Genomic DNA, 19,599 nt, shown 5'->3' with positions numbered 1-19,599 from the left:
ATCGCTCCGTACGATGCGTACAGCGCGGCCGATCAACCCGGAACAGGCCGCTACAGCGACGAAATCCGACGGGGGAGCGCATGCTGACGATGGAATCCGACACCTTCGACCAGCTGGACCTCCAGCTGCTGTCCGCCCTGGAGGTCGACGGCCGGGCCTCCTTCAGCCGGATCGGGCAGGTGCTCGGCGTCTCCGACCAGACGATCGCGCGCCGCTTCCGCCGGCTGTCCGCCGAGGGCGGCCTCAGGGTCGTCGCCCTGCGCGACGCAGAAGCCCTCCGCCAGGACCAGTGGATGCTCCGCCTGCGCTGCGCCCCCGACGGCGCCTCCGTCATCGCCGACGCGCTCGCCAAACGCCCCGACACCGCCTGGATCGGCCTGGCCGCCGGCGGCACCGAGGTCGTCTGCATGACCCGGCCGCGCAGCCCCGGCGACCACGACGACCTCCTCCTCGGCAAGCTGCCGCGCACCCCGAGCGTGGTGGAGATCCGCGCCCAGCAGCTCCTGCACCGCTTCTACGGCGGACCCACCGGCTGGCTGCGCAAGTTCCGGGCACTCGACGACGACCAGATCGCCGCCCTGCGCCCCGAGCCCCAGGCCCCGGCCGGCCCTGCCCGCATCGACCCCGAGGACGAGCCGCTCCTCGCCGTCCTGCAACAGGACGGCCGGGCCGGCCACCCCGAACTGCAGCGCGCCACCGGCCGCTCCGAGTCCGCCGTCAAGCGCCGCCTCGCAGCTCTGCTCGCCTCCGGAGCGGTGTACATCGACGTCGAGTACAACTCGGAGATCCTCGGCCACGCCCGGGCCGCCGCCCTGTGGATCACCACCGCCCCCGCCGCCCTGCACACCGTCGGCGAAGCCCTCGCGACCCACGACGAGATCGCCTTCGCCTCCGCCACGGCCGGCCCCTCCCACATCGTCGTCACCGCGGTCGTCCGTGACACGAGCAGCCTGTACGCCTACCTCAGCGGACCGCTCGGCCGGCTGGAGGGCGTCCAGCACGTGGAGACCACGCCGTTCCTGCGCCGGGTCAAGCAGCTGACGTATCAGCGCCCGCCGCGCTGACCGCGGTGCAGCCGGTCCCCGCCCGCCAGGACCGCCGCCGCCAGCGCTTTCGCCGCGGCGTCGGCCGTGCCTCGCCGCCGGCCGTGCACGAGGACGAAGTCCACCTTGCCCAGCTCCGGCAGGCCGGAACGGTCCGGTACCCGGAACAGCCCCGGCGGGATCAGCCGCCGCGAGTGGGCCATGACACCGAGCCCCGCGCGGGCGGCGGCGATCAGGCCGTTGAGGCTGCCGCTGGTGCACGCGATCCGCCAGTGGCGCCCCTGCTCCTCCAGCGCCTCCAGGGCGCGGGCGCGGGTGATGCCGGGCGGGGGATAGACGATCAGCGGGACCGGCCGGTCGGGCTCCAGACGCACGTGTTCGGAGCCGATCCACACCAGGTCGTCGCGCCACACCAGCTCGCCGCGCGGATCCTGCGGGCGCCGCTTGGCGAGCACCAGGTCGAGCTTCCCGGCCGCCAGCTGCTCGTGCAGGGTGCCGGACAGCTCCACCGTCAGCTCCAGGTCGACCTCCGGGTGGTCGTGGCGGAAGCCCTCCAGGATCTCCGGCAGCCGGGTGAGGACGAAGTCCTCCGAGGCACCGAAGCGCAGCCGGCCCCGCACCCGGGTGCCGGTGAAGAACGCCGTCGCCTGCTCGTGCACCTCCAGCAGCCGGCGGGCGAAGCCCAGCATCGCCTCGCCGTCCTCGGTCAGCTCCACGGAGTGGGTGTCCCGGGAGAACAGCTGCCGGCCGGTGGCCTCCTCCAGCCGGCGCACATGCTGGCTGACCGTGGACTGGCGCAGCCCGAGCCGCCGTGCGGCCTGCGTGAAGCTGAGCGTCTGCGCCACCGCCAGGAACGTGCGCAGCTGGGTGGGGTCGTACACGACGCCAGCCTATCGCCGGTCATCACGGAACACGATGGCAGTCAGAGTGGTATATGGGATTCCCGATCGGTGCCGGGGAGAGGACGATGGAGAGGGGCTCTCCGGGCTCCTGCACGAACGTGACGACCTGCAAGTGGAGCACCGTGAAACGCCTGCGCTGGCCGAGCTGGATGCCGATCGACCCGTACATCGTGCTGTTGCTCGGCACGGTGGGCCTCGCGGCGCTGCTCCCGGCCCGGGGCACCGGCGCCGACGTGGCCTCCGGGGCGTCCACGGCCGCGATCGCCTTCCTGTTCTTCCTCTACGGCGTCCGGCTCTCCACCCGTGAGGCGCTGGACGGCCTGAGACACTGGCGGCTCCACGTCACCGTCTTGGCCTGCACCTTCGTCATCTTCCCGGTGCTCGGTGTCGCCGCCCGCGGCCTGGTGCCGGTGGTGCTGACCCAGCCGCTGTACCAGGGGCTGCTGTTCCTCACCCTGGTGCCGTCCACGATCCAGTCGTCGATCGCGTTCACCTCGATCGCCCGCGGAAACGTGCCTGCCGCCATCTGCGCGGGCTCGTTCTCCTCGCTGGTCGGCATCCTCGTCACCCCGCTGCTGGCGGCCGGGCTGCTGGGCAACGACGGCGGCGGGTTCTCCGCGGACTCCGTGGTGAAGATCGTGCTCCAACTGCTGGTGCCGTTCCTGGCCGGGCAGGTGCTGCGCCCCTGGATCGGCGGCTTCGTCGCCCGGCACAAGAAGGTCCTCGGCCTGGTCGACCGCGGCTCGATCCTGCTGGTCGTCTACACCGCGTTCAGCGAGGGCATGACCCGGGGCATCTGGCACCGGGTCAGCCCCGTCCGGCTGGCCGCGCTGCTCGGCGTCGAGGCCGTCCTGCTGGCCGTCATGCTGGTCCTGACCTGGTACGGCGGCCGGGCGCTCGGCTTCGGCCGGGAGGACCGGATCGCCATCCAGTTCGCCGGGTCGAAGAAGTCCCTCGCCTCCGGACTGCCGATGGCCAGCGTCCTGTTCGGCGCCCACGCCTCCCTGGCCGTACTGCCGCTGATGCTCTTCCACCAGATGCAGCTGATGGTGTGCGCGGTCATCGCCAAGCGGCGCTCCCACGACCTGGACGAGCCCACCCAGGGGTCAGGAGTCTCCTCCCCTCACGCGATCGAGGGGCAGCCACAGGACCGTGTCCTTCGGTGACCGCTGGGCCTTCGGGTCGGACAGCTCCTCGTCGGTCAGGGCACGGTCCCAGACGTGGACCTCGTCGATCGCTCCGGTGAAGAAGGCCCGGCTGTCCATGCGCTGGCCGAGGTGCACGCCGAAGGGCGAGTTGCGGCTGACCGAACCCGGCACGTCGGCGACGGCGGACTGCGTACCGTCGACGGACAGCGACAGCAGGCCTCCGCCGCGTCTGAGGACGGCGTGGTGCCACTGACCGTCGTTGTACGCGGTGTCCGTGCGCACGAAGGCGGTCTGCGGAGCGGCCGCACCGTTCCGTACGGTGATCAGCCCCTGTACGCGGTGGTTCGCCGGCTCGCCGCGCACCCACACCTGCGGCTGGGTGGTGCCGATGCCCCCCATCCAGAGCAGCGGCTGCTCGCCGGTCGTGGCCGTGTACCGGAACCACAGGGACGCGGTGAAGTCCCCGGAGCCGAGCGGAAGCCCGGGGCGGTACGGCAGGCGCACGGCGTCGTCGGTGCCGTCGAACTCCAGCGCCCCGTCGAACACGCCGTCGGTCTCCTCGGCGTCGCCGAGCACCGCGGCCGGTCGGGCGTGCGGGGCGAGGTCGGCGGTGTGCGGGTCGGGGCCGCGGCGCGGGGCGAGCCAGTCCTCGGTGAAGCGGGCGAAGCGGATCTCGTCGCGCGCGTCGACCGCCCCGCCCTCGTACATCAGGCCCACCGTGTCGTGGTCGACGCGCACCAGGTCGGAGTAGCCGGACCAGTCCGTGGTGACGACCGTGCCGCGGTCCACGCTGTCCCAGGTGCGGCCGCCGTCGTAGGAGGAGCGGATCATCATCGTGCGGCGCCGGTCGGGGTCGGCGGGGCAGGCCAGCAGGATGCGGTCGCCGACGCGCAGCATCGAGCCCTGCACCTGCGGGGTGTAGAGGTCCGGCAGGTCGCGGAAGGGCGCGGCGAAGCTGCCGCCGCCGTCCCGGCTGACGGCCTGGGTGCGGTGGCCGAGGTCGGTGCCGTCCTGCTCCCGGCCGCTGACCAGGACCGAGCCGTCCGTGTGTTCGGCGAGGGTGAGTTCGGAGGGCTTCTGCCGGAACGTGCCGTCGGCGGCGATCGGCCAGGTGTCGGTGGCGCCGATCCGCCAGTGGCCGCCGTGGTCGTCGCTGACGATGAGCGCGGCGTGGTTGGCGCTGACCCGGCTGCCGTCCCACGTCTCGGTGTTGACGCCGAAGACCAGCCGGCCGGCGTAGCGGCCGTGGGTGAGCTGGATGCCGTGCACGGGGCCGGTCGCGTACCAGGAGTTCCAGTCGGCCGGCAGGATCTCGGGGCTCAGATCGCGCGGCTCGGACCAGGTCACTCCGTCGTCGTCGCTGTACTGCAGATGCGGGCTGCGGTCGCAGGGCACCGAGCAACTGGCGCCGTCCTTGCGGCCGGTGTTGTACGTCTGAGCGAGCCAGATCCGGCCGGTGTCGCGGTCCACGACCGGCGCCGGGTTGCCGTGGGTGTCGCCCGCGCCCTCGTTGACCACCTGCAGCGGGCCCCAGGTGCGGCCGCCGTCGGTGGAGCGCTTGACCACGAGGTCGATGTCGGCCGCGTCCCCGCAGTTGAGGACCCGGCCCTCGGCGAACGCCAGCAGTGTGCCGTCGGTGGTCCGCACGATCGCCGGTATCCGGAAGCAGGCGTAGCCGGGGTCCTGTGACGCCTTGAAGAGGACCTGCTGCTCGAACTCGGGGGAACCGGCGGCGGGTTGGGCGTGTGCCGGGTGCGGCAGCACCAGCAGAGCGGCCGCCGTGAGGGCGGCGGCCAGGCAGTTTCTCAGACGGGTGCGGATTCCTGACGGCATGGCGCGACCTGCCCTTCATGCGTCGAGACATGTGGACATCCGGACATCCGACGTCCAACATGCGCGTATCAGACGGTAGTTGGGGCCTCCGGTGCCTCACAAGAAGCGTGCAGCTACTTCAGCGGGCTCACGGGCGCAGCACCACCTTGCCGAGGTTGCTCCGCGACTCGATCGCCTCGTGCGCCTTCGCCGCGTCCTCCAGGGCGAACTCGCCGTGCACGGCGGGCTTCAGGACGCCGTCGGCGAACAGCCGCCACAGCTCCTGCCGCCACCGCTCGTACAGCTCCGGCCGGCCGCGGGCGATCAGCGCCATCTGGAAGCCGATCACCGACTTGGCGCCGACCAGCAGGTCGTACGCCTGGATCGTGCCGCCGCCCGAGCTGTAGGCGACCAGCCGGCCGTGCGGGGCGAGTGCGGCGAGGGCGGGGGTGAGCAGATCACCGCCGACCGCGTCCAGGACACAGTCGACAGGCTCGCCCCAGCTGTCGTCGGCGTACCGGACACAGTCGTCCGCGCCCAGCGAGCGGACGAAGTCCGCCTTGGCCGGATCGGACACGGCGCCCACCACCCGGCCCGCGCCCCGTGCCCGCGCCAGCTGCACCGCGAGCTGCCCGGCCCCGCTCGCCGCGGCCGTGACCAGGACCGCCTCTCCCCGGACGAGGCGCGCCGACTCCAGCGCGCCGAGCGCCACCAGTCCGCCGCGCACCAGCGCGACCGCGTCGACGCAGGTGGCGCCGTCGGGTACGGGGGAGGCCATGGCCTCGTGCAACAGGGCGAAGTCGGCGTACCCGTGGCCGAAGCACAGCCCGGTGACCCGCTCGCCCGGGCGGAAACGGGTCACGCCCTCGCCCGCAGCCACCACCTCACCGGCGATCTCGCCGCCCAGCGGGATCGGTTCGGCGGCCTCGGTGACCTTGCGGACGACGGGCAGGGTGACACCGACCGCCTCGCAGCGCACCAGCAGTTCCCCGGAGCCGGGCCCGGGGACGGGTGCCTCCTCCAGGAACAGGGGGCCACCGGTGGACTCGTACCGGACGCGGCGCATCGCAACCTCCAGGAGCGGGAGTGGTCGTCGGGAACACCCATGAATTCGTTGGGAGACCCAACGGTAGCGATGGATCGTTGGGAAGTCCAATGATTCTTCGGTAGGGTGCACATATGGCCGAAGCACCCCTCCCCGCGATCCGCGCCCTGCCCAGCTGGCTCCTCGGCCGGGCTGCCGCCCGCGGCCGCTCCCTGGTCGCCGACGCGCTCGCGGCCGAGGGCATGAAGATGTGGCACCACGTGGTGCTCTCCGCCGTCCGTGACCTCGCCCCCGTCGCCCAGGCCGACCTCGGCCGTGGCGTGGGCCTCGACCCCAAGGACCTGGTCGGTGTCCTCAACGACCTGCAGTCCGCCGGCCTCGTCGTGCGCGCCCCCGACCCGAAGGACCGGCGCAAGAACGCCGTGTCCCTCACCGGCGAAGGCGCCCGTCTGCTCACCCGCTGCGAGAAGGCCGCCCGCGAGGCCAACGACGAACTGCTCGCCCCGCTGTCGACGGCAGAACGCGATCAGTTCATGGGCCTGTTGATCCGGATTTCCGGCACGGACGGCTGATGACGGCTAACGTTCCGTCATGACCGCAGCTCCCGTGCTCGATCCGCAGCGTACCGCCCTCGTCCTCGTCGACCTGATGGACCGCATCGTCGCGCTGCCCCTGGAACCCCGCAAAGGCACCGAAGTGCTCGCCACCGCCGAGGAGTTGGCGGCCGCCTTCCGTGCCGCCGGCGCACTCGTCGTCCTGATCCGGGTCGAACGCCCCGCCGTCGCCGAGCAACCGCCCGGCAGCAGGCTGGCGGCGGGGCTGGCCAGGGACGGCGACCTGGAGATCGTCAAGCGCACCATCGGCGGCTTCCAGGGCACGGGCCTGGACGAGCGGCTGCGCGAACGCGGCATCCGCACCCTGCTGTTCGGAGGCATCGCCACCAACCTCGGCGTCGAGTCCACCGCCCGCGCCGCGGCCGACCTCGGCTACGACCTCGTCTTCGTCGAGGACGCCATGGCCGCGTTCACCACCGCCGAGCACGAGGCCTCGGTCAGGCTCGACTTCCCGAGACTCGGCACGGTCGTGACCGCCTCCCAGATCCGCCTCGCGACCCGCTGACCCTCAGACCGGTCTTCACTGCCGTGCAAGCGGCTCGAGACGGCGAACGCGCGGAGGCCCGAAGGGCTGAGCACGATCGCCGTCTCGACACCGGCTCAGGCGCCCCCGGAGGCGAACGAAGCCAGAAAACACAGCGGGGCCCCTGCGGCGCAGGGGGCGCTCCCCGCCGGTCGGGGCCCCGCCGCCGTGCCGCGGGGACCGGTCAGCCCTGGGTGGCCGCGGCCCGCAGGGCGACGCGGTCCTCACCCGCGTACACGTTCATCGAGCCGCCCCGCAGGAAACCCACCAGGGTCAGGCCCGCCTCGGCGGCCAGGTCCACCGCCAGCGAGGAGGGCGCCGACACCGCCGCCAGCACCGGGATCCCCGCCATCACCGCCTTCTGCGCCAGCTCGAACGAGGCCCGACCCGAGACCAGCAGAATCGTCCGGGACAGCGGCAGACCGTCGTTCTGCAGCGCCCGCCCGACCAGCTTGTCGACCGCGTTGTGCCGGCCCACGTCCTCCCGTATGTCCAGCAGCTCCCCGTCCTCGGTGAACAGGGCGGCCGCGTGCAGCCCCCCGGTCCGGTCGAACACCCGCTGGGCCGCCCGCAGCCGGTCGGGGAGGCTCGCCAGCAGCTCGGGGGTGACCCGGACCGGGGGAGTGTCGGCGATCGGCCAGCGCGCTGTCGTGCGCACGGCGTCCAGGCTGGCCTTGCCGCACAGCCCGCACGAGGACGAGGTGTAGACGTTCCGTTCCAGGGTGAAGTCGGGCAGGGCGACGTCCGGGGCGGTCCGCACGTCGACCACGTTGTACGTGTTCGAGCCGTCCGCCGTCGCCCCGGCGCAGTAGACGATGTTCTGCAGATCGGATGCGGTGGCCAGCACACCCTCGCTCACCAGGAACCCCGCCGCCAGCGCGAAGTCGTCACCCGGAGTGCGCATGGTGATCGCGAGCGGCTTCCCGTTCAGCCGGATCTCCAGGGGTTCCTCGGCGACGAGCGTGTCCGGTCGGGTCGAGACCGCCCCGTCCCGGATGCGGAGGACCTTGCGTCGTTCCGTGACTCGTCCCATGTCCTGATCAGCCCCGGTTCTGTACGTGCTGGTAGCCGAAACGGCCCTTGATGCAGAGATTGCCGTGGGTCACCGGGTTGTCGTGCGGTGAGGTGACCTTCACGATCTCATTGTCCTGCACGTGGAGCGTGAGGTTGCAGCCCACTCCGCAGTACGCGCACACCGTGGTCGTCTCCGACTGCTTCGACTCGTCCCAGGTACCCGCCGCCCGCATGTCGAACTCCGACCTGAACGACAGCGCCCCCGTCGGGCACACCTCGATGCAGTTCCCGCAGTACACACAGGCCGAGTCGGTCAGCGGCGCCTCGTGCTCGACGGCGATCCGGGCGTCGAAGCCGCGCCCGGCGACCGAGATCGCGAAGGTGTTCTGCCACTGGTCGCCACAGGCGTCGACGCACTTGTAGCACAGGATGCACTTGTCGTAGTCACGCACATACAGCTCGTTGTCGACCTTCGGCTCCTCGTTCAGCCGGGCCGCGCCGGGGCCGAAGCGGTCCGGCTTCGCCTCGTACTCCTTGATCCACTCGGCGGCCCGCGGAGTGGTCGACAAGTCGACCGAGGAGGCGAGCAGCTCCAGGACGATCTTCCGGCTGTGCCGGGCCCGCTCCGTGTCCGTACGGACCTCCATCCCCGGCTCGGCCTTGCGCGAGCAGGCCGGCACCAGCGTCCGCGACCCCTCCACCTCCACCACGCACACCCGGCAGGCACTCTTCGGCCGCAGCGTGTCGCCCTGGCACAGGGTCGGGATGTCCTTCCCCGCGGCCCGGCAGGCGTCCAGGATCGTCGAGCCCTCCGGGACCCGGGCCGGCTCGCCGTCGATGGTGAACTCCAGCAGACGGCGCGGGATCCCCAGCGGTGTGACGGTCATTCGTACGCCCCCAGTCGGTCGATGGCGGATTCCACGGCGTTCCACGCGGTCTGCCCCAGACCGCAGATCGAGGCGTCCCGCATCGCCCGGCCGACCTCGCGCAGCAGGGCGATGTCGTCGGCGGCCCCGGCCCCCGTGCGCTCCACGATCCGGGCCAGCGCCTCCTCCTGCCGGACCGTCCCGACCCGGCACGGCACGCACTGCCCGCAGGACTCGTCGCGGAAGAACTCGGCGATGCGCAGCAGCAGGCGGGGGAGCGGGACGCCGTCGTCGAAGGCCATGACCACACCGGAGCCCAGCGTGGTCCCGGCCTCCCGGGTGCCCTCGAAGGTCAGCGGGATGCCCAGCTCGTCGGGCCGTACGAAGCCGCCGGCGGCCCCGCCCAGCAGCACCGCCCGCAGCCCCTCCCGCACTCCGGCCGACTCCAGCAACTCGCCGAGCGTCGCACCGAACGGCAGCTCGTACACGCCGGGCCGCGCCACGCTGCCCGACACGCAGAACAGCTTGGGTCCGGTGGACCGTCCGGTGCCGATCGCCGCGTACGCCGGTGCCCCCAGCGTCAGGATCGGGAGCACGTTGACCAGGGTCTCCACGTTGTTCTCGACCGTGGGCCTGCCGAACAGACCCTTCTCCACCGGGAACGGCGGCTTGGAGCGGGGCTCGCCCCGGTAGCCCTCGATGGAGTTGAACAGGGCCGTCTCCTCACCGCAGATGTACGCGCCGGCGCCGCGCCGGATCTCGATGTCCAGGCGGTAGCCCTGGCCGAGGATGTCGTCGCCGAGCAGACCGCGGGCCCGGGCCTGGTCGATCGCATGCTGCAGACGGTGCACGGCGCGCGGGTATTCACCGCGGATGTACACGAAGGCTCGGTGCGCGGAGATCGCGTACGACGCGATCGTGATCGACTCCACGAGCGCGTACGGATCGCCCTCCATGAGCACCCGGTCCTTGAAGGTGCCCGGCTCGGACTCGTCGGCGTTGCACACCAGGTAGTGCGGATGATCCGGCTGGGACGCCGTGGCCTGCCACTTGCGGCCGGTCGGGAAGGCCGCGCCGCCGCGCCCGACCAGCCCCGAGTCGGTGACCTCCCGGATCACCCCGGCGGGACCCAGCTCGAACGCCCGGCGCAGCGCCGTGTAGCCGCCGTGCGCCCGGTAGTCGTCCAGCGAGGACGGATCCACCGCACCGACCCGGCGCAGCAGCACCAGCGACGGATCGCCCGCCTGGGGCACGGCTGCCACGGCCGGCGGTTCCCCGGGCGCCGCGTCCGGCGCGCTCGCCGCGAGGACGGCCGCCTCGACGGCCGCCGGCGCCGACACCGCCGTACGCACCGGATCGCCCGCCCGGATCGCCAGGGCCGCCGGGGCCCGCTCGCACAGCCCCAGACAGGGGCTGCGCTCGACGCTCACCCCGCTGCCCGGACCGAGCCGTGCCTCGATCCCCGCGCACAGGTCGCCCGCCCCGGCCGCCGTGCAGGCGAGGTCAGTGCACACATGCAGCACGGTCGCCGGGCGGGGGCGGACGGAGAACATGGCGTAGAACGTGGCCACCCCGTACGCCTCCGCGGGCGGCACGGTCAGCCGTCGGCACAGGTAGTCGAGGGCGCCCTCGCTGATCCAGCCGATCCGGTCGTTGATCGCGTGCAGCCCCGGCAGCAGCAGATCGCGCCGGTCGCGAGCCGCCCGGCCGCCGCGCGCCCACCTCAGGTCGGCGTCCGTACGGTCGGCGCCCTCCCAGGAGGACTCCGGAGGGCCCAACAAGGCGTCCACGGCAGCCCGTTCCTCGTCCGTCGGCTTGCTGTCGCCGAAGTGCAGATCCACGCCCTCACCTCACGTACGTCACGGCCGGCAGCTTCTCGATGCGGATCGCCGACGCCTTGAACTCCGCCGTCCCCGCGATCGGGCAGTTCGCCTCGATCGTCAGCTGGTTGGTGTCCACCTCGTCGGGAAAGTGCATGGTCATGAAGGCGAGGCCGGGCCGCAGCGCGGTGTCGATCCACACCGGCGCCACCACCGACCCGCGCCGCGAGGACACCCGCACCTCCTCACCCACCACGACCCCGTACCGCTCGGCGTCCTCCGGGCACAGCTCGACGTACTCGCCGCGCCGCAGCGGAGAGGCGAAACCACCGCTCTGCACACCGGTGTTGTACGAGTCCAGGCGCCGGCCGGTGGTGAGCCGGACCGGGTACTCCTCGTCCGTGAGGTCCACCGGCGGATCGTGCTGCACCAGCCCGAACGGCGCGGCCAGGCCCCGCTTCTCGGGGTCCCTCTCCCACAACCTGCCGTGCAGATAGGTGGGTTCGAGCCGCTGGGGGCTCGGGCACGGCCACTGGATGCCCTGGTGCTCCGCCAGCCGCTCGTACGTCATCCCGTAGTGGTCCGGCGACACCGAGCGCAGCTCGTTCCAGACGGCCTCCGCGTCGGCGTACTTCCAGTCGTGGCCGAGCCGGGCCGCCAGCTCGCAGATGATGTCGATGTCCTCACGGGCCTCGCCGGGCGGGGTCACGGCCCGGCGCACCCGCTGCACCCGCCGCTCGCTGTTGGTGGTCGTCCCCTCCGTCTCCGCCCAGCCCGCGGTCGCCGGCAGCACCACGTCCGCCAATTCGGCCGTCTTCGTCAGGAAGATGTCCTGTACGACGAGGAAGTCCAGCGCCCCCAGCCGCCGCACGGCCTGCTCGCTGTCGGCCTCCGACTGCGCCGGGTTCTCGCCGATGCAGTACACGGCCCGCAGCGAGCCCTCCTCCATCGCCTCGAACATCTCCGTCAGGTTCAGCCCGTAGCGCGGCTGGATGACGGTGTCCCAGGCCGACTCGAACTTCATCCGGACGTCCGCGTCGAGGATGTCCTGGAAGCCGGGCAGCCGGTTGGGGATCGCGCCCATGTCGCCGCCGCCCTGCACGTTGTTCTGCCCGCGCAGCGGCTGCAGTCCGGAGCCGTAGCGCCCGACATGGCCGGTGAGCAGGGACAGGTTGATCAGCGCGCGGACGTTGTCGGTGCCGTTGTGGTGCTCGGTGATGCCGAGCGTCCAGCACAGCTGGGCCCGCTCGGCCCGGGCGTAGGCGTGCGCCAACTCCCCGATGGCGCGGGCCGGTACGCCCGTCACCTTCTCCGCGAGCGACAGCGTCCACGGCTCGACCAGCTTGCGGTACTCCTCGAACCCCGAGGTCGCCCGCTTGACGAACGCCTCGTTGACCAGGCCCGCCCGGATGATCTCCCGGCCGATCGCGTGCGCCATCGGGATGTCCGTGCCGACGTTCAGCCCGAGCCAGCTCTCGGCCCACTCGGCGGTGGACGTCCGCCGCGGGTCGACCGCGTACATCCGGGCGCCGTTCCTGATCCCCTTGAGCACGTGCTGGAAGAAGATCGGGTGCGCGAAGCGGGCGTTGGAGCCCCACATCACGATGACGTCGGTGTGCTCGGCCTCCTCGTACGACGACGTGCCGCCGCCGGAGCCGAACGCCGCCGACAGGCCCGCGACGCTGGGCGCGTGACACGTCCGGTTGCAGGAGTCGACGTTGTTGGTGCCCATCGCCACCCGGGCGAACTTCTGCGCCACGTAGTTCATCTCGTTGGTGGCGCGGGCACAGGAGAACATCCCGAACGCCCCCCGGTGCCGCTCAAGTCCGCGCGCGGCCCGGTCAAGCGCCTCCTCCCAGCTCGCCTCCCGGAACGGTTCGTCGCGGGAGTCGCGCACCAGGGGGCGGGTGAGCCGGGTGTAGGTCTTCGGTTGCCGGTTCCTCATGCGGCGCTCCTCAGCGCAAGCAGGTCCGAGATGGCGTGCACCGTGCGCAGGGTGGGCACCGGCACGCCGGTGATCTCCGCCAGCTCGACGACGGCCGCGAGCAGCACGTCCAGCTCCAGCGGCTTGCCGCGCTCCAGGTCCTGGAGCGTGGAGGTGCGGTGGTCGCCGACGCGTTCCGCGCCCGCGAGCCGCCGCTCGATGGAGACCCCGACCCGGCAGCCCAGCGCCTCGGCCACGGCCAGGGTCTCGCGCATCATCGTCTCGATGACCCGGCGCGTGCCGCCGTGCAGGCACATCTGCCGCATCGTGGCGCGGGCCAGCGCGCTGATCGGGTTGAAGGAGATGTTGCCGAGCAGCTTGACCCAGATGTCGCCGCGCAGGTCCTGCTCCACCGGGCACTTCAGGCCGCCGGCCTGCATCGCCTCGCTGAGGTCCAGGCAGCGTGCCGAGATGCTGCGGTCGGGCTCGCCGACGGAGAACCGGGTGCCCTCCAAGTGCCGTACGACGCCCGGCGACTGGAGTTCGGTCGCGGCGTAGATGACACAGCCGACGGCCCGTTCGGGCGCGAGGACGGCGCTGACGGCGCCGCCCGGGTCGACGCTCTCGACACGGAGGCCGTCGTAGGGGCCGCCGTGCCGGTGGAAGTACCACCACGGGATGCCGTTCTGGGCGGCCACCACCGCCGTGCGCTCGTGCAGCAGCGGTGTGATCAGCGGCCCGCACGCCGCGTACGCGTTGGCCTTCAGGCCCAGGAAGACGAAGTCGGCCGGGCCGACCTCCGCCGGGTCGTCGGTGGCATGGGGGTGCGCGGTGAAGTCGCCGCGCGGGCTGAGCACCCGTACTCCGTACTGCCTCATGGCCGCGAGATGCGGTCCACGGGCGATGAGGTGCACGTCGGCGCCCGCGCGGTGGAGCGCGGCACCGACGTAGGCGCCGATCGCGCCGGCGCCGAGGACTGCGACTTTCACGGGAGCACTCCGTTCGGTTTGAGGGATACCGCGGAGGTGGGGGGAGAAGGATCCGGAGCCTGACGGACTGTCGAGGACTGGAGGGGAGGACTGACGACTGAATCCTGTCGACGAAATATTGTCTACAGTATGGAGGGGATTGCGGCAAGGGTTCGGACGACGGCCTGAGCGTTTCCGCTGAGGGAAGCCGACAACTGGCGCGCCCGATTCCTGTGGCTTCACCTGCCGTCGTACTCGTGAGTCACTGATCAGACTGGTGGATCCCGCTACCCAAGGCAACGAGGGGAACCCCCACATGCACGGCTCGCGCATCGCCGCCATCGGTCACTATCAGCCCGCGAAGGTACTCACCAACGAGGACCTCGCGGGCATGGTCGACACCAGTGACGAGTGGATCCGCAGCCGGGTGGGCATCCGGACCCGGCACATCGCGGGCCCGGACGAGCCGGTCGACGAACTCGCCGCGCACGCCGCCGCCAAGGCCCTGGCCGCAGCCGGGCTCACGGCCCAGGACATCGACCTGGTGCTGGTGGCCACGTCCACCGCGATCGACCGCTCCCCGAACACCGCCGCCCGGGTGGCCGCCCGGCTCGGCATCCCGCAGCCGGCCGCGATGGACGTCAACGTCGTCTGCGCCGGCTTCACCCACGCGCTGGCCACCGCCGACCACACGGTACGAGCGGGCGCCGCGACCCGGGCGCTGGTGATCGGCGCCGACAAGATGTCCGAGATCACCGACTGGAGCGACCGCACCACCTGCGTCCTGGTCGGCGACGGGGCCGGGGCGGCGGTGGTCGAGGCGTGCGTGCCGGGTCAGGAGCCGGGGATCGGGCCGGTGCTGTGGGGATCGGTGCCGGAGATGGGCAACGCGGTGCGGATCGAGGGCACGCCGCCGCGGTTCGCGCAGGAGGGGCAGAGTGTCTACCGCTGGGCCACCACCCAGCTGCCGCCCATCGCCCGGCGCGCCTGCGAGAAGGCCGGTGTCGCACCTGCCGATCTCGCCGCGGTCGTGCTGCACCAGGCCAATCTGCGCATCATCGAGCCGCTCGCGGAGAAGCTCGGCGCCGTCAACGCCGTGGTCGCGCGCGACGTCACCGAATCGGGTAACACGTCCGCGGCCAGCATCCCGCTCGCCCTGTCCAAGCTGCTGGAGCAGGGCGCCGTCCGCAGCGGCGACCCGGCCCTGCTGTTCGGCTTCGGTGGCAACCTGTCGTACGCGGGGCAGGTCGTCCGGTGCCCGTGACGCCGTCCGCGGGGGCGCACGGGGTGGTGTGACGCGCCCAACTCCCACTTCGTCTGGCTTTTGTGCACCGTAGACTGTAGACGAAAGACAATCCATAGTGGGCAGTCCACCGTGTACTGCAAACAGCCTGGAGGGGGACCGCGATGTTGCCGACCGGACTGCCGCAGGGAGCCGTACCCAAGCTGGAACGGCCCGGCCCGTTGCGCGACCGTGTCTACGAGGCACTGCTGGAGCTGATCACCACCCGCGCGCTGCGGCCCGGCCAGCACCTCGTGGAGAGCGAACTCGCCGGACATCTGGGCGTCTCCCGCCAGCCGGTCCGCGAGGCGCTGCAGCGGCTCAACACCGAAGGCTGGGTCGACCTGCGTCCCGCACAGGGCGCGTTCGTCCACGAGCCCACCCAGGAGGAGGCCGACCAACTCCTGACGGTCCGCACCCTCCTGGAGGCGGAGGCGGCCCGACTGGCCGCCCAGAACGCCGACAAGGCGGGCATCGACGCCCTGGAGGAGCTGTGCGCCGAGGGTGAGCAGGCGGTCGCGGCCGAGGACGTCGACCGCGCGGTCGCCCTCAACGCGGCCTTCCACGCCAAGGTGATGGAACTGGCGGGCAACACGGTCCTCGCCGAACTGGCCGGGCAGGTCGACCGCCGGGTCCGCTGGTACTACACCCCGGTGGCCCGACAGCGCGGAAAGCAGTCCTGGATCGAACACCGCGAGCTGATAACAGCGATCACCGCCCGCGACGAACAGCGCGCCACCCACCTGATGCGCGAACACACGGAGCACACCCGCCGCTCGTACCACGAACAGAACGCGTCCTGAGCGCGGTCGGCGTCGCGTGCGAGAATCCCCGGATGGGAACGACCACGGACTCCGCCCCCGTCACACTCCTCCCCGGGACTGCCGAACTGCGGCCCGTCATCGAGCAGTTGGTGCAGCTGTACCGTCATGACATGTCGGAGTTCCTCGGTCATCTCCCGGCAGCCGACGGGAGGTTCGGGTTCAGCAGCTTGCCGCTGTTCTTCGACGAGCCGGAGCGGGAGGCCCTGTTGATCCAGTACGGCACGGCCCCAGGCGGTTTCATCCTGACCCGTCCCCTGCCGGAGGGCTCGACCTCGATCTCCGCGTTCTTCGTCGTACGGGCCCTGCGCAGGCGCGGCGTCGGCCGACAGGCCGCCCTCCAGCTCCTGCGCTCCCGCCCGGGGGCATGGGCCATCGCCTTCCAGGAGGCCAACAGCGGCGCCGCCCGCTTCTGGCGTGGGATCGCCACGGCTGCCGTGGGCTCCGCCTGGAACGAGGAAACCCGCCCGGTCCCTCCTCCGGCGCCCGCCGGCCTCCCGGACGACCATTGGATCTTCCTGGACACGGCGGCCTAGGCTGGGTCGGGTCTCTTCGATCAGGCCTGCTCAGTCCTTGGACTTGAGCTCCTCCAGGCCGGCTGCCACCAGCAGCGGCGTGAACTCCACCACGTGATGCTCCGCAACGCCGTTGACCAGATACGGGTCGGTGGCCAGTAGCCGATCGATCTCCTCGGCCCGCATCCCAGGGGCGACATAGACACCGCCGACCCACTGCGGCCGGCGGCCGGCCATGAGGAGCAACCGCCGCGCGATGAGGTCATTCAGCCACTCACCGTGGGCCGGTCTCCACCGATCCACCTCGTTGAGCGGTGCTGTGTAGGTCACGGTGACAACGAACATCCTCGGACCATAGTGGAGCTTCGTGCCGCACGACGACCGGATTCCGCGGTCGGGGAGACAAACCGCGCGATCCGAACTCGTGCATGACCAGGCGATGAGGACACGGCCTAGGCGTCCGCCGGTTGCGCGACTCCGGGAGTCGGCGTGCACCGGCGTGCCTCCACCGCCAGCATCCCCGTCAACACCGCTACCAGGAGCAGCAGTCCGGCATAGGCCGGGAGGCGGGTGGCCGGTAGGGAGGTCAGTAGGGCGAGGGGGGACGCGGTGGCGCGGTAGCGGATCGGGTGGAGGTTCAGGGCGGCGCGGAAGGCCGCGTCGCCGGCCAGGAACAGGGCCACACCGCCCGCCAGGGCCAGTGCCGGGCCCCAGTGCGGGTGTTCGGTGAGGTGGCCGAGGGTCTTCTTGACGCCGGCCGCGAGGAAGGCGATGCCCAGCAGCATGGGCAGGAAGGCGTAGTAGTACGCGTTCATCGCCAGCCGCCACCGCTGCGGTGCCGGTGTCGCGCGGAACGCCGCCTCCGCGCCCTCCTCGTCGCGTACGAAGTACGTCCACCACAGCGCGACGGCGAGCGCCAGCGCCAGGAACGCGCCGCCGAACAGGCCCGGCGTGAGCGGCAGATCGCCGATGCCGACGCCGATGGAGATCACGGACTCGCCGAAGGCGATGATCAGCAGCAGCCCGTGCCGCTCCACGAAGTGTGCCGGGTCCAGGGTGCCCAGTTGCACCCGGAGCGTCGCAGCGCTGCGTCCGTCCCTGCGGCCCGGCCCGTGCTCGGCGACGAACGGGGTCACGAACTGCAGGGCGATCGCCAGCAGCCAGAGACCGTCCGCCGCGAGGCCGTCGGTGCCGCCCGCAGCCGTCACGGAGAGGGCGGCCAACGCGTTCGGGACGCCGTACCAGATGGAGTCCCAGCCGTGGCTGCGTGTGTACAGCGCCGTGTGCACGATCACCACCAGCAGGAACCCCAGTCCGAAGACCACGCCGGTGTCGTCGAAGACCCGGGGTATCGCCAGCGCGCAGATCAGGAACGCGCCCATGCCCAGCATCAGCAGCAGGCGCCGCGACGGGCGGTCGGGCGGCACCTGGTTGGTGAGGTAGGCGTAGGCGCCGTACATCCAGAACAGCACGACCAGGATCAGCGCCACGCGGGCGGCCGTGGCGAACGACAGGTCGTGTGCCAGCAGCACGGTGAGCTGGGTCAGTGTGAAGACGAAGACCAGGTCGAAGAAGAGTTCCAGGCTGGTGACCCGGCGTCCTGGTTCCTCGGTGCCTCCGGGCGCGGGCGTGGTGTCCGTGCCTGTGTCTGTGTCTGTGTCCGTGTTCATGGTGCGGTGTTCCCCCTCCGGCGATCGGTGAGCAGATCGTAGAGGGGGAACACCGGGTGAGCGGGGAGGAGTTGGCCGTCAGGAGGCTGCTGCCGGGACTGTCGTACCGCCGGTCCGGCCCGGCTGCCGGAGCAGCAGCGCGATGGCCGCCGCCACCATCGACACACAACCGGCCAGCGCGTACGCCCCGTTGTAGCCCCACGCGCCGACCACCATCGAGCCGAGGCCGCCGCCGAACAGACCGCTGATCAGCTTGCCGCTGTACACCAGGCCGTAGTTGGTGGCGTTGTAGTTCTCGCCGAAGTAGTCCGGGGTGAGCGCGGCGAAGAGCGGGTAGAAGGCGCCGCCGCCGAAGCCGGAGAGGAAGGCGAAGAACAGGAACAGCCACTCGCTCTTGATGTCACCGGCCCAGATCACGCCGAACTGGGCGAGGCCCAGGATCACGACCACGAAGACCAGGGTGGACTTGCGGCCGTAGCGGTCGGAGAGCCAGCCCACGGTGGGACGGCCGAAGCCGTTGATGACGGCCATGACACCCATCGAGGAGGCCGCCACCAGTGGCCCGAAGCCCAGGTCCTTGGCGTAGTCGACCTGGAAGGAGATCCCGAAGATCGACACGCCCGCGGTCATCACGATGGCCACCCACATCAGGGGCAGCATGCCGGTCCTGACGGCCTCCTTCGGCGTGTACTGCTTCACCGCCGGAGGGTTCTTGACGAGCGATGTGGCGGTGTTCTGGCTGCCGGACCAGCTCAGCGGGTCGATGTCCGCCGGCCACCAGTTCTTCGGCGGATCCTTGAAGAAGAACGCGCACCCGAAGACCACGATCATGATGTAGCCGCCGATGAGGTCCAGGACGCGGTGGTAATTCCCGGTGTCGAAGGCGTAGTTGAAGATGAAGATGAAGGGGAGTGAGCCGTACGCGAAGCCGCCGTTCACAAAACCCGTGCGCGCGCCGCGCCGTTCGGGGAACCACTTGCCCACCATGTTGATGCAGGTCGCGTAGACCAGCCCGGCACCGAGCCCGCCGACGACCCCGAAGCCGAGGATCGCGAGCCACACGTTGCACGGGGCCGGCCGCGGAGCGCGTCCACGGCCGGCCCACATCGGCTTCTCCACCTGCGTCGGCATCGGCGGCGACCCCGTCGTCGGCACCAGCCACATCGACTGCCTCGCCGCCTTCCAGGACGACCCCGACACCGAACTCGTCGTCCTCATCGGGGAGATCGGCGGCGACGCGGAGGAACGCGCGGCCGCCCACATCCGCGACCACGTCACCAAGCCGGTCGTCGGCTACATCGCCGGGTTCACCGCACCCGAGGGCCGCACCATGGGCCACGCGGGCGCCATCGTCTCCGGCTCGGCGGGCACGGCCAAGGCGAAGCAGGAGGCACTGGAGGCGGCCGGCGTCCAGGTGGGCAGGACCCCGACCGAGACGGCGGCACTCGTCCTCGCGCGGCTGACCGGAGCGCAGTGACTTCACTCATAGTTCGCGCGCGGTGACTGTCGGCTTCCCCGGCCCGTCGATACCGTCTTCACCTTCTTCGGTCACACCCGCGGCTCCCGCGCAAGACGTCCGGCGCACGACGGTGCGAGCCGTGCGCCGGACGGCCCCGCACCTCCTGCACCACG

17 protein-coding genes and 2 pseudogenes are annotated in these 19,599 nt (G+C 71.5%); 8 read left to right on the top strand and 11 right to left on the bottom strand.

The genetic code is table 11. From position 1 onward, the window contains the following. Positions 1–80: 80 nt before the first annotated feature. On the top strand, positions 81–1,064 hold the full coding sequence (locus tag ACFY3C_RS18930) for an Lrp/AsnC family transcriptional regulator (protein WP_386576006.1): 984 nt from the start codon (positions 81–83) through the stop codon (positions 1,062–1,064). Here the strand turns inward: ACFY3C_RS18930 and ACFY3C_RS18925 are convergent. Continuing rightward, complete coding sequence (locus ACFY3C_RS18925; RefSeq protein WP_390771540.1) at positions 1,046–1,924, bottom strand: LysR substrate-binding domain-containing protein; 879 nt, start codon at positions 1,922–1,924, stop codon at positions 1,046–1,048. The two genes, ACFY3C_RS18930 and ACFY3C_RS18925, sit on opposite strands and share 19 nt — an antisense overlap. A gap of 170 nt (positions 1,925–2,094) precedes the next feature. Between ACFY3C_RS18925 and ACFY3C_RS18920 the strand changes: the two genes are divergently transcribed. Continuing rightward, positions 2,095–3,111 (top strand): bile acid:sodium symporter family protein, encoded by a 1,017-nt coding sequence (locus tag ACFY3C_RS18920; protein WP_386576348.1) that lies wholly within the window; start codon positions 2,095–2,097, stop codon positions 3,109–3,111. Here ACFY3C_RS18920 and ACFY3C_RS18915 read toward each other — a convergent pair. Both ACFY3C_RS18915 and ACFY3C_RS18910 read right to left on the bottom strand, forming a co-directional pair. Further along, on the bottom strand, positions 3,052–4,926 hold the full coding sequence (locus tag ACFY3C_RS18915; protein ID WP_390771539.1) for an exo-alpha-sialidase: 1,875 nt from the start codon (positions 4,924–4,926) through the stop codon (positions 3,052–3,054). The two genes, ACFY3C_RS18920 and ACFY3C_RS18915, sit on opposite strands and share 60 nt — an antisense overlap. 127 nt (positions 4,927–5,053) lie before the next feature. Then, positions 5,054–5,971, bottom strand: coding sequence for a zinc-binding alcohol dehydrogenase family protein (locus tag ACFY3C_RS18910; protein ID WP_390771538.1), 918 nt, complete (start codon positions 5,969–5,971; stop codon positions 5,054–5,056). Between the two features lie 113 nt (positions 5,972–6,084). Here ACFY3C_RS18910 and ACFY3C_RS18905 point away from each other — a divergent pair, with 113 nt between their 5' ends. Together ACFY3C_RS18905 and ACFY3C_RS18900 are read left to right on the top strand one after the other, a co-directional pair. Further along, on the top strand, positions 6,085–6,522 hold the full coding sequence (locus tag ACFY3C_RS18905; RefSeq protein WP_386576002.1) for a MarR family winged helix-turn-helix transcriptional regulator: 438 nt from the start codon (positions 6,085–6,087) through the stop codon (positions 6,520–6,522). A gap of 19 nt (positions 6,523–6,541) precedes the next feature. Beyond that, entirely contained in the window at positions 6,542–7,069 is a 528-nt protein-coding gene (locus ACFY3C_RS18900; protein WP_390771537.1) for an isochorismatase family protein, read from the top strand. 202 nt (positions 7,070–7,271) lie between these two features. Here the strand turns inward: ACFY3C_RS18900 and fdhD are convergent, their stop codons facing one another. Genes fdhD through ACFY3C_RS18875 form a run of 5 tightly spaced genes read right to left on the bottom strand, consistent with a single transcriptional unit; the run spans position 7,272 to position 13,700 of the window. Continuing rightward, entirely contained in the window at positions 7,272–8,120 is an 849-nt protein-coding gene (gene fdhD, locus ACFY3C_RS18895; RefSeq protein WP_390771536.1) for a formate dehydrogenase accessory sulfurtransferase FdhD, read from the bottom strand. Positions 8,121–8,127: 7 nt separating this feature from the next. After that, positions 8,128–8,988, bottom strand: coding sequence for a 2Fe-2S iron-sulfur cluster-binding protein (locus tag ACFY3C_RS18890; protein ID WP_390771535.1), 861 nt, complete (start codon positions 8,986–8,988; stop codon positions 8,128–8,130). Then, positions 8,985–10,808, bottom strand: coding sequence for an NADH-ubiquinone oxidoreductase-F iron-sulfur binding region domain-containing protein (locus ACFY3C_RS18885; protein WP_390771534.1), 1,824 nt, complete (start codon positions 10,806–10,808; stop codon positions 8,985–8,987). Before ACFY3C_RS18885 ends, ACFY3C_RS18890 begins: the two co-directional genes overlap by 4 nt. Before the next feature lie 4 nt (positions 10,809–10,812). Continuing rightward, positions 10,813–12,732: a molybdopterin oxidoreductase family protein gene (locus tag ACFY3C_RS18880; RefSeq protein WP_390771533.1), complete on the bottom strand. Its 1,920-nt coding sequence runs from the start codon at positions 12,730–12,732 to the stop codon at positions 10,813–10,815. Continuing rightward, complete coding sequence (locus ACFY3C_RS18875; RefSeq protein ID WP_390771532.1) at positions 12,729–13,700, bottom strand: 2-dehydropantoate 2-reductase; 972 nt, start codon at positions 13,698–13,700, stop codon at positions 12,729–12,731. The genes ACFY3C_RS18880 and ACFY3C_RS18875 overlap by 4 nt, the downstream gene beginning before the upstream one ends. Positions 13,701–13,995: 295 nt before the next feature. On the opposite strand from ACFY3C_RS18875, the gene ACFY3C_RS18870 reads away from it, so the two are divergent. The 3 genes from ACFY3C_RS18870 (at position 13,996) to ACFY3C_RS18860 (ending at position 16,318) form a co-directional block, all read left to right on the top strand. Beyond that, complete coding sequence (locus ACFY3C_RS18870; RefSeq protein WP_386575998.1) at positions 13,996–14,943, top strand: beta-ketoacyl-ACP synthase III; 948 nt, start codon at positions 13,996–13,998, stop codon at positions 14,941–14,943. A gap of 143 nt (positions 14,944–15,086) precedes the next feature. Continuing rightward, positions 15,087–15,764 (top strand): GntR family transcriptional regulator, encoded by a 678-nt coding sequence (locus tag ACFY3C_RS18865; protein WP_386575997.1) that lies wholly within the window; start codon positions 15,087–15,089, stop codon positions 15,762–15,764. A 32-nt stretch (positions 15,765–15,796) separates the two neighbouring features. Then, a complete protein-coding gene (locus ACFY3C_RS18860; protein WP_390771531.1) occupies positions 15,797–16,318 on the top strand; it encodes a GNAT family N-acetyltransferase in 522 nt (173 codons plus the stop codon). 30 nt (positions 16,319–16,348) lie between these two features. On the opposite strand, the gene ACFY3C_RS18855 is transcribed toward ACFY3C_RS18860, so the two are convergent. The 3 genes and pseudogenes from ACFY3C_RS18855 to ACFY3C_RS18845 all read right to left on the bottom strand — a co-directional run. After that, on the bottom strand, positions 16,349–16,642 hold the full coding sequence (locus ACFY3C_RS18855) for a YciI family protein (RefSeq protein ID WP_390771530.1): 294 nt from the start codon (positions 16,640–16,642) through the stop codon (positions 16,349–16,351). 107 nt (positions 16,643–16,749) lie between these two features. Beyond that, complete coding sequence (locus ACFY3C_RS18850; RefSeq protein WP_390771529.1) at positions 16,750–17,967, bottom strand: low temperature requirement protein A; 1,218 nt, start codon at positions 17,965–17,967, stop codon at positions 16,750–16,752. Between the two features lie 78 nt (positions 17,968–18,045). Beyond that, a pseudogene (locus ACFY3C_RS18845) lies at positions 18,046–19,032 on the bottom strand (OFA family MFS transporter); the annotation flags it as partial. A gap of 40 nt (positions 19,033–19,072) precedes the next feature. On the opposite strand from ACFY3C_RS18845, the pseudogene ACFY3C_RS18840 reads away from it, so the two are divergent. Continuing rightward, positions 19,073–19,444 (top strand): annotated as a pseudogene (locus tag ACFY3C_RS18840) (succinate--CoA ligase subunit alpha); the annotation flags it as partial. Between the last annotated feature and the right edge of the window lie 155 nt (positions 19,445–19,599).

Source organism: Streptomyces sp. NPDC001410 (assembly GCF_042895235.1).
Classification (GTDB): domain Bacteria; phylum Actinomycetota; class Actinomycetes; order Streptomycetales; family Streptomycetaceae; genus Streptomyces.
Note: the sequence above shows the minus strand (reverse complement) of the source record. Positions and strands in the feature narration are given on the sequence as shown.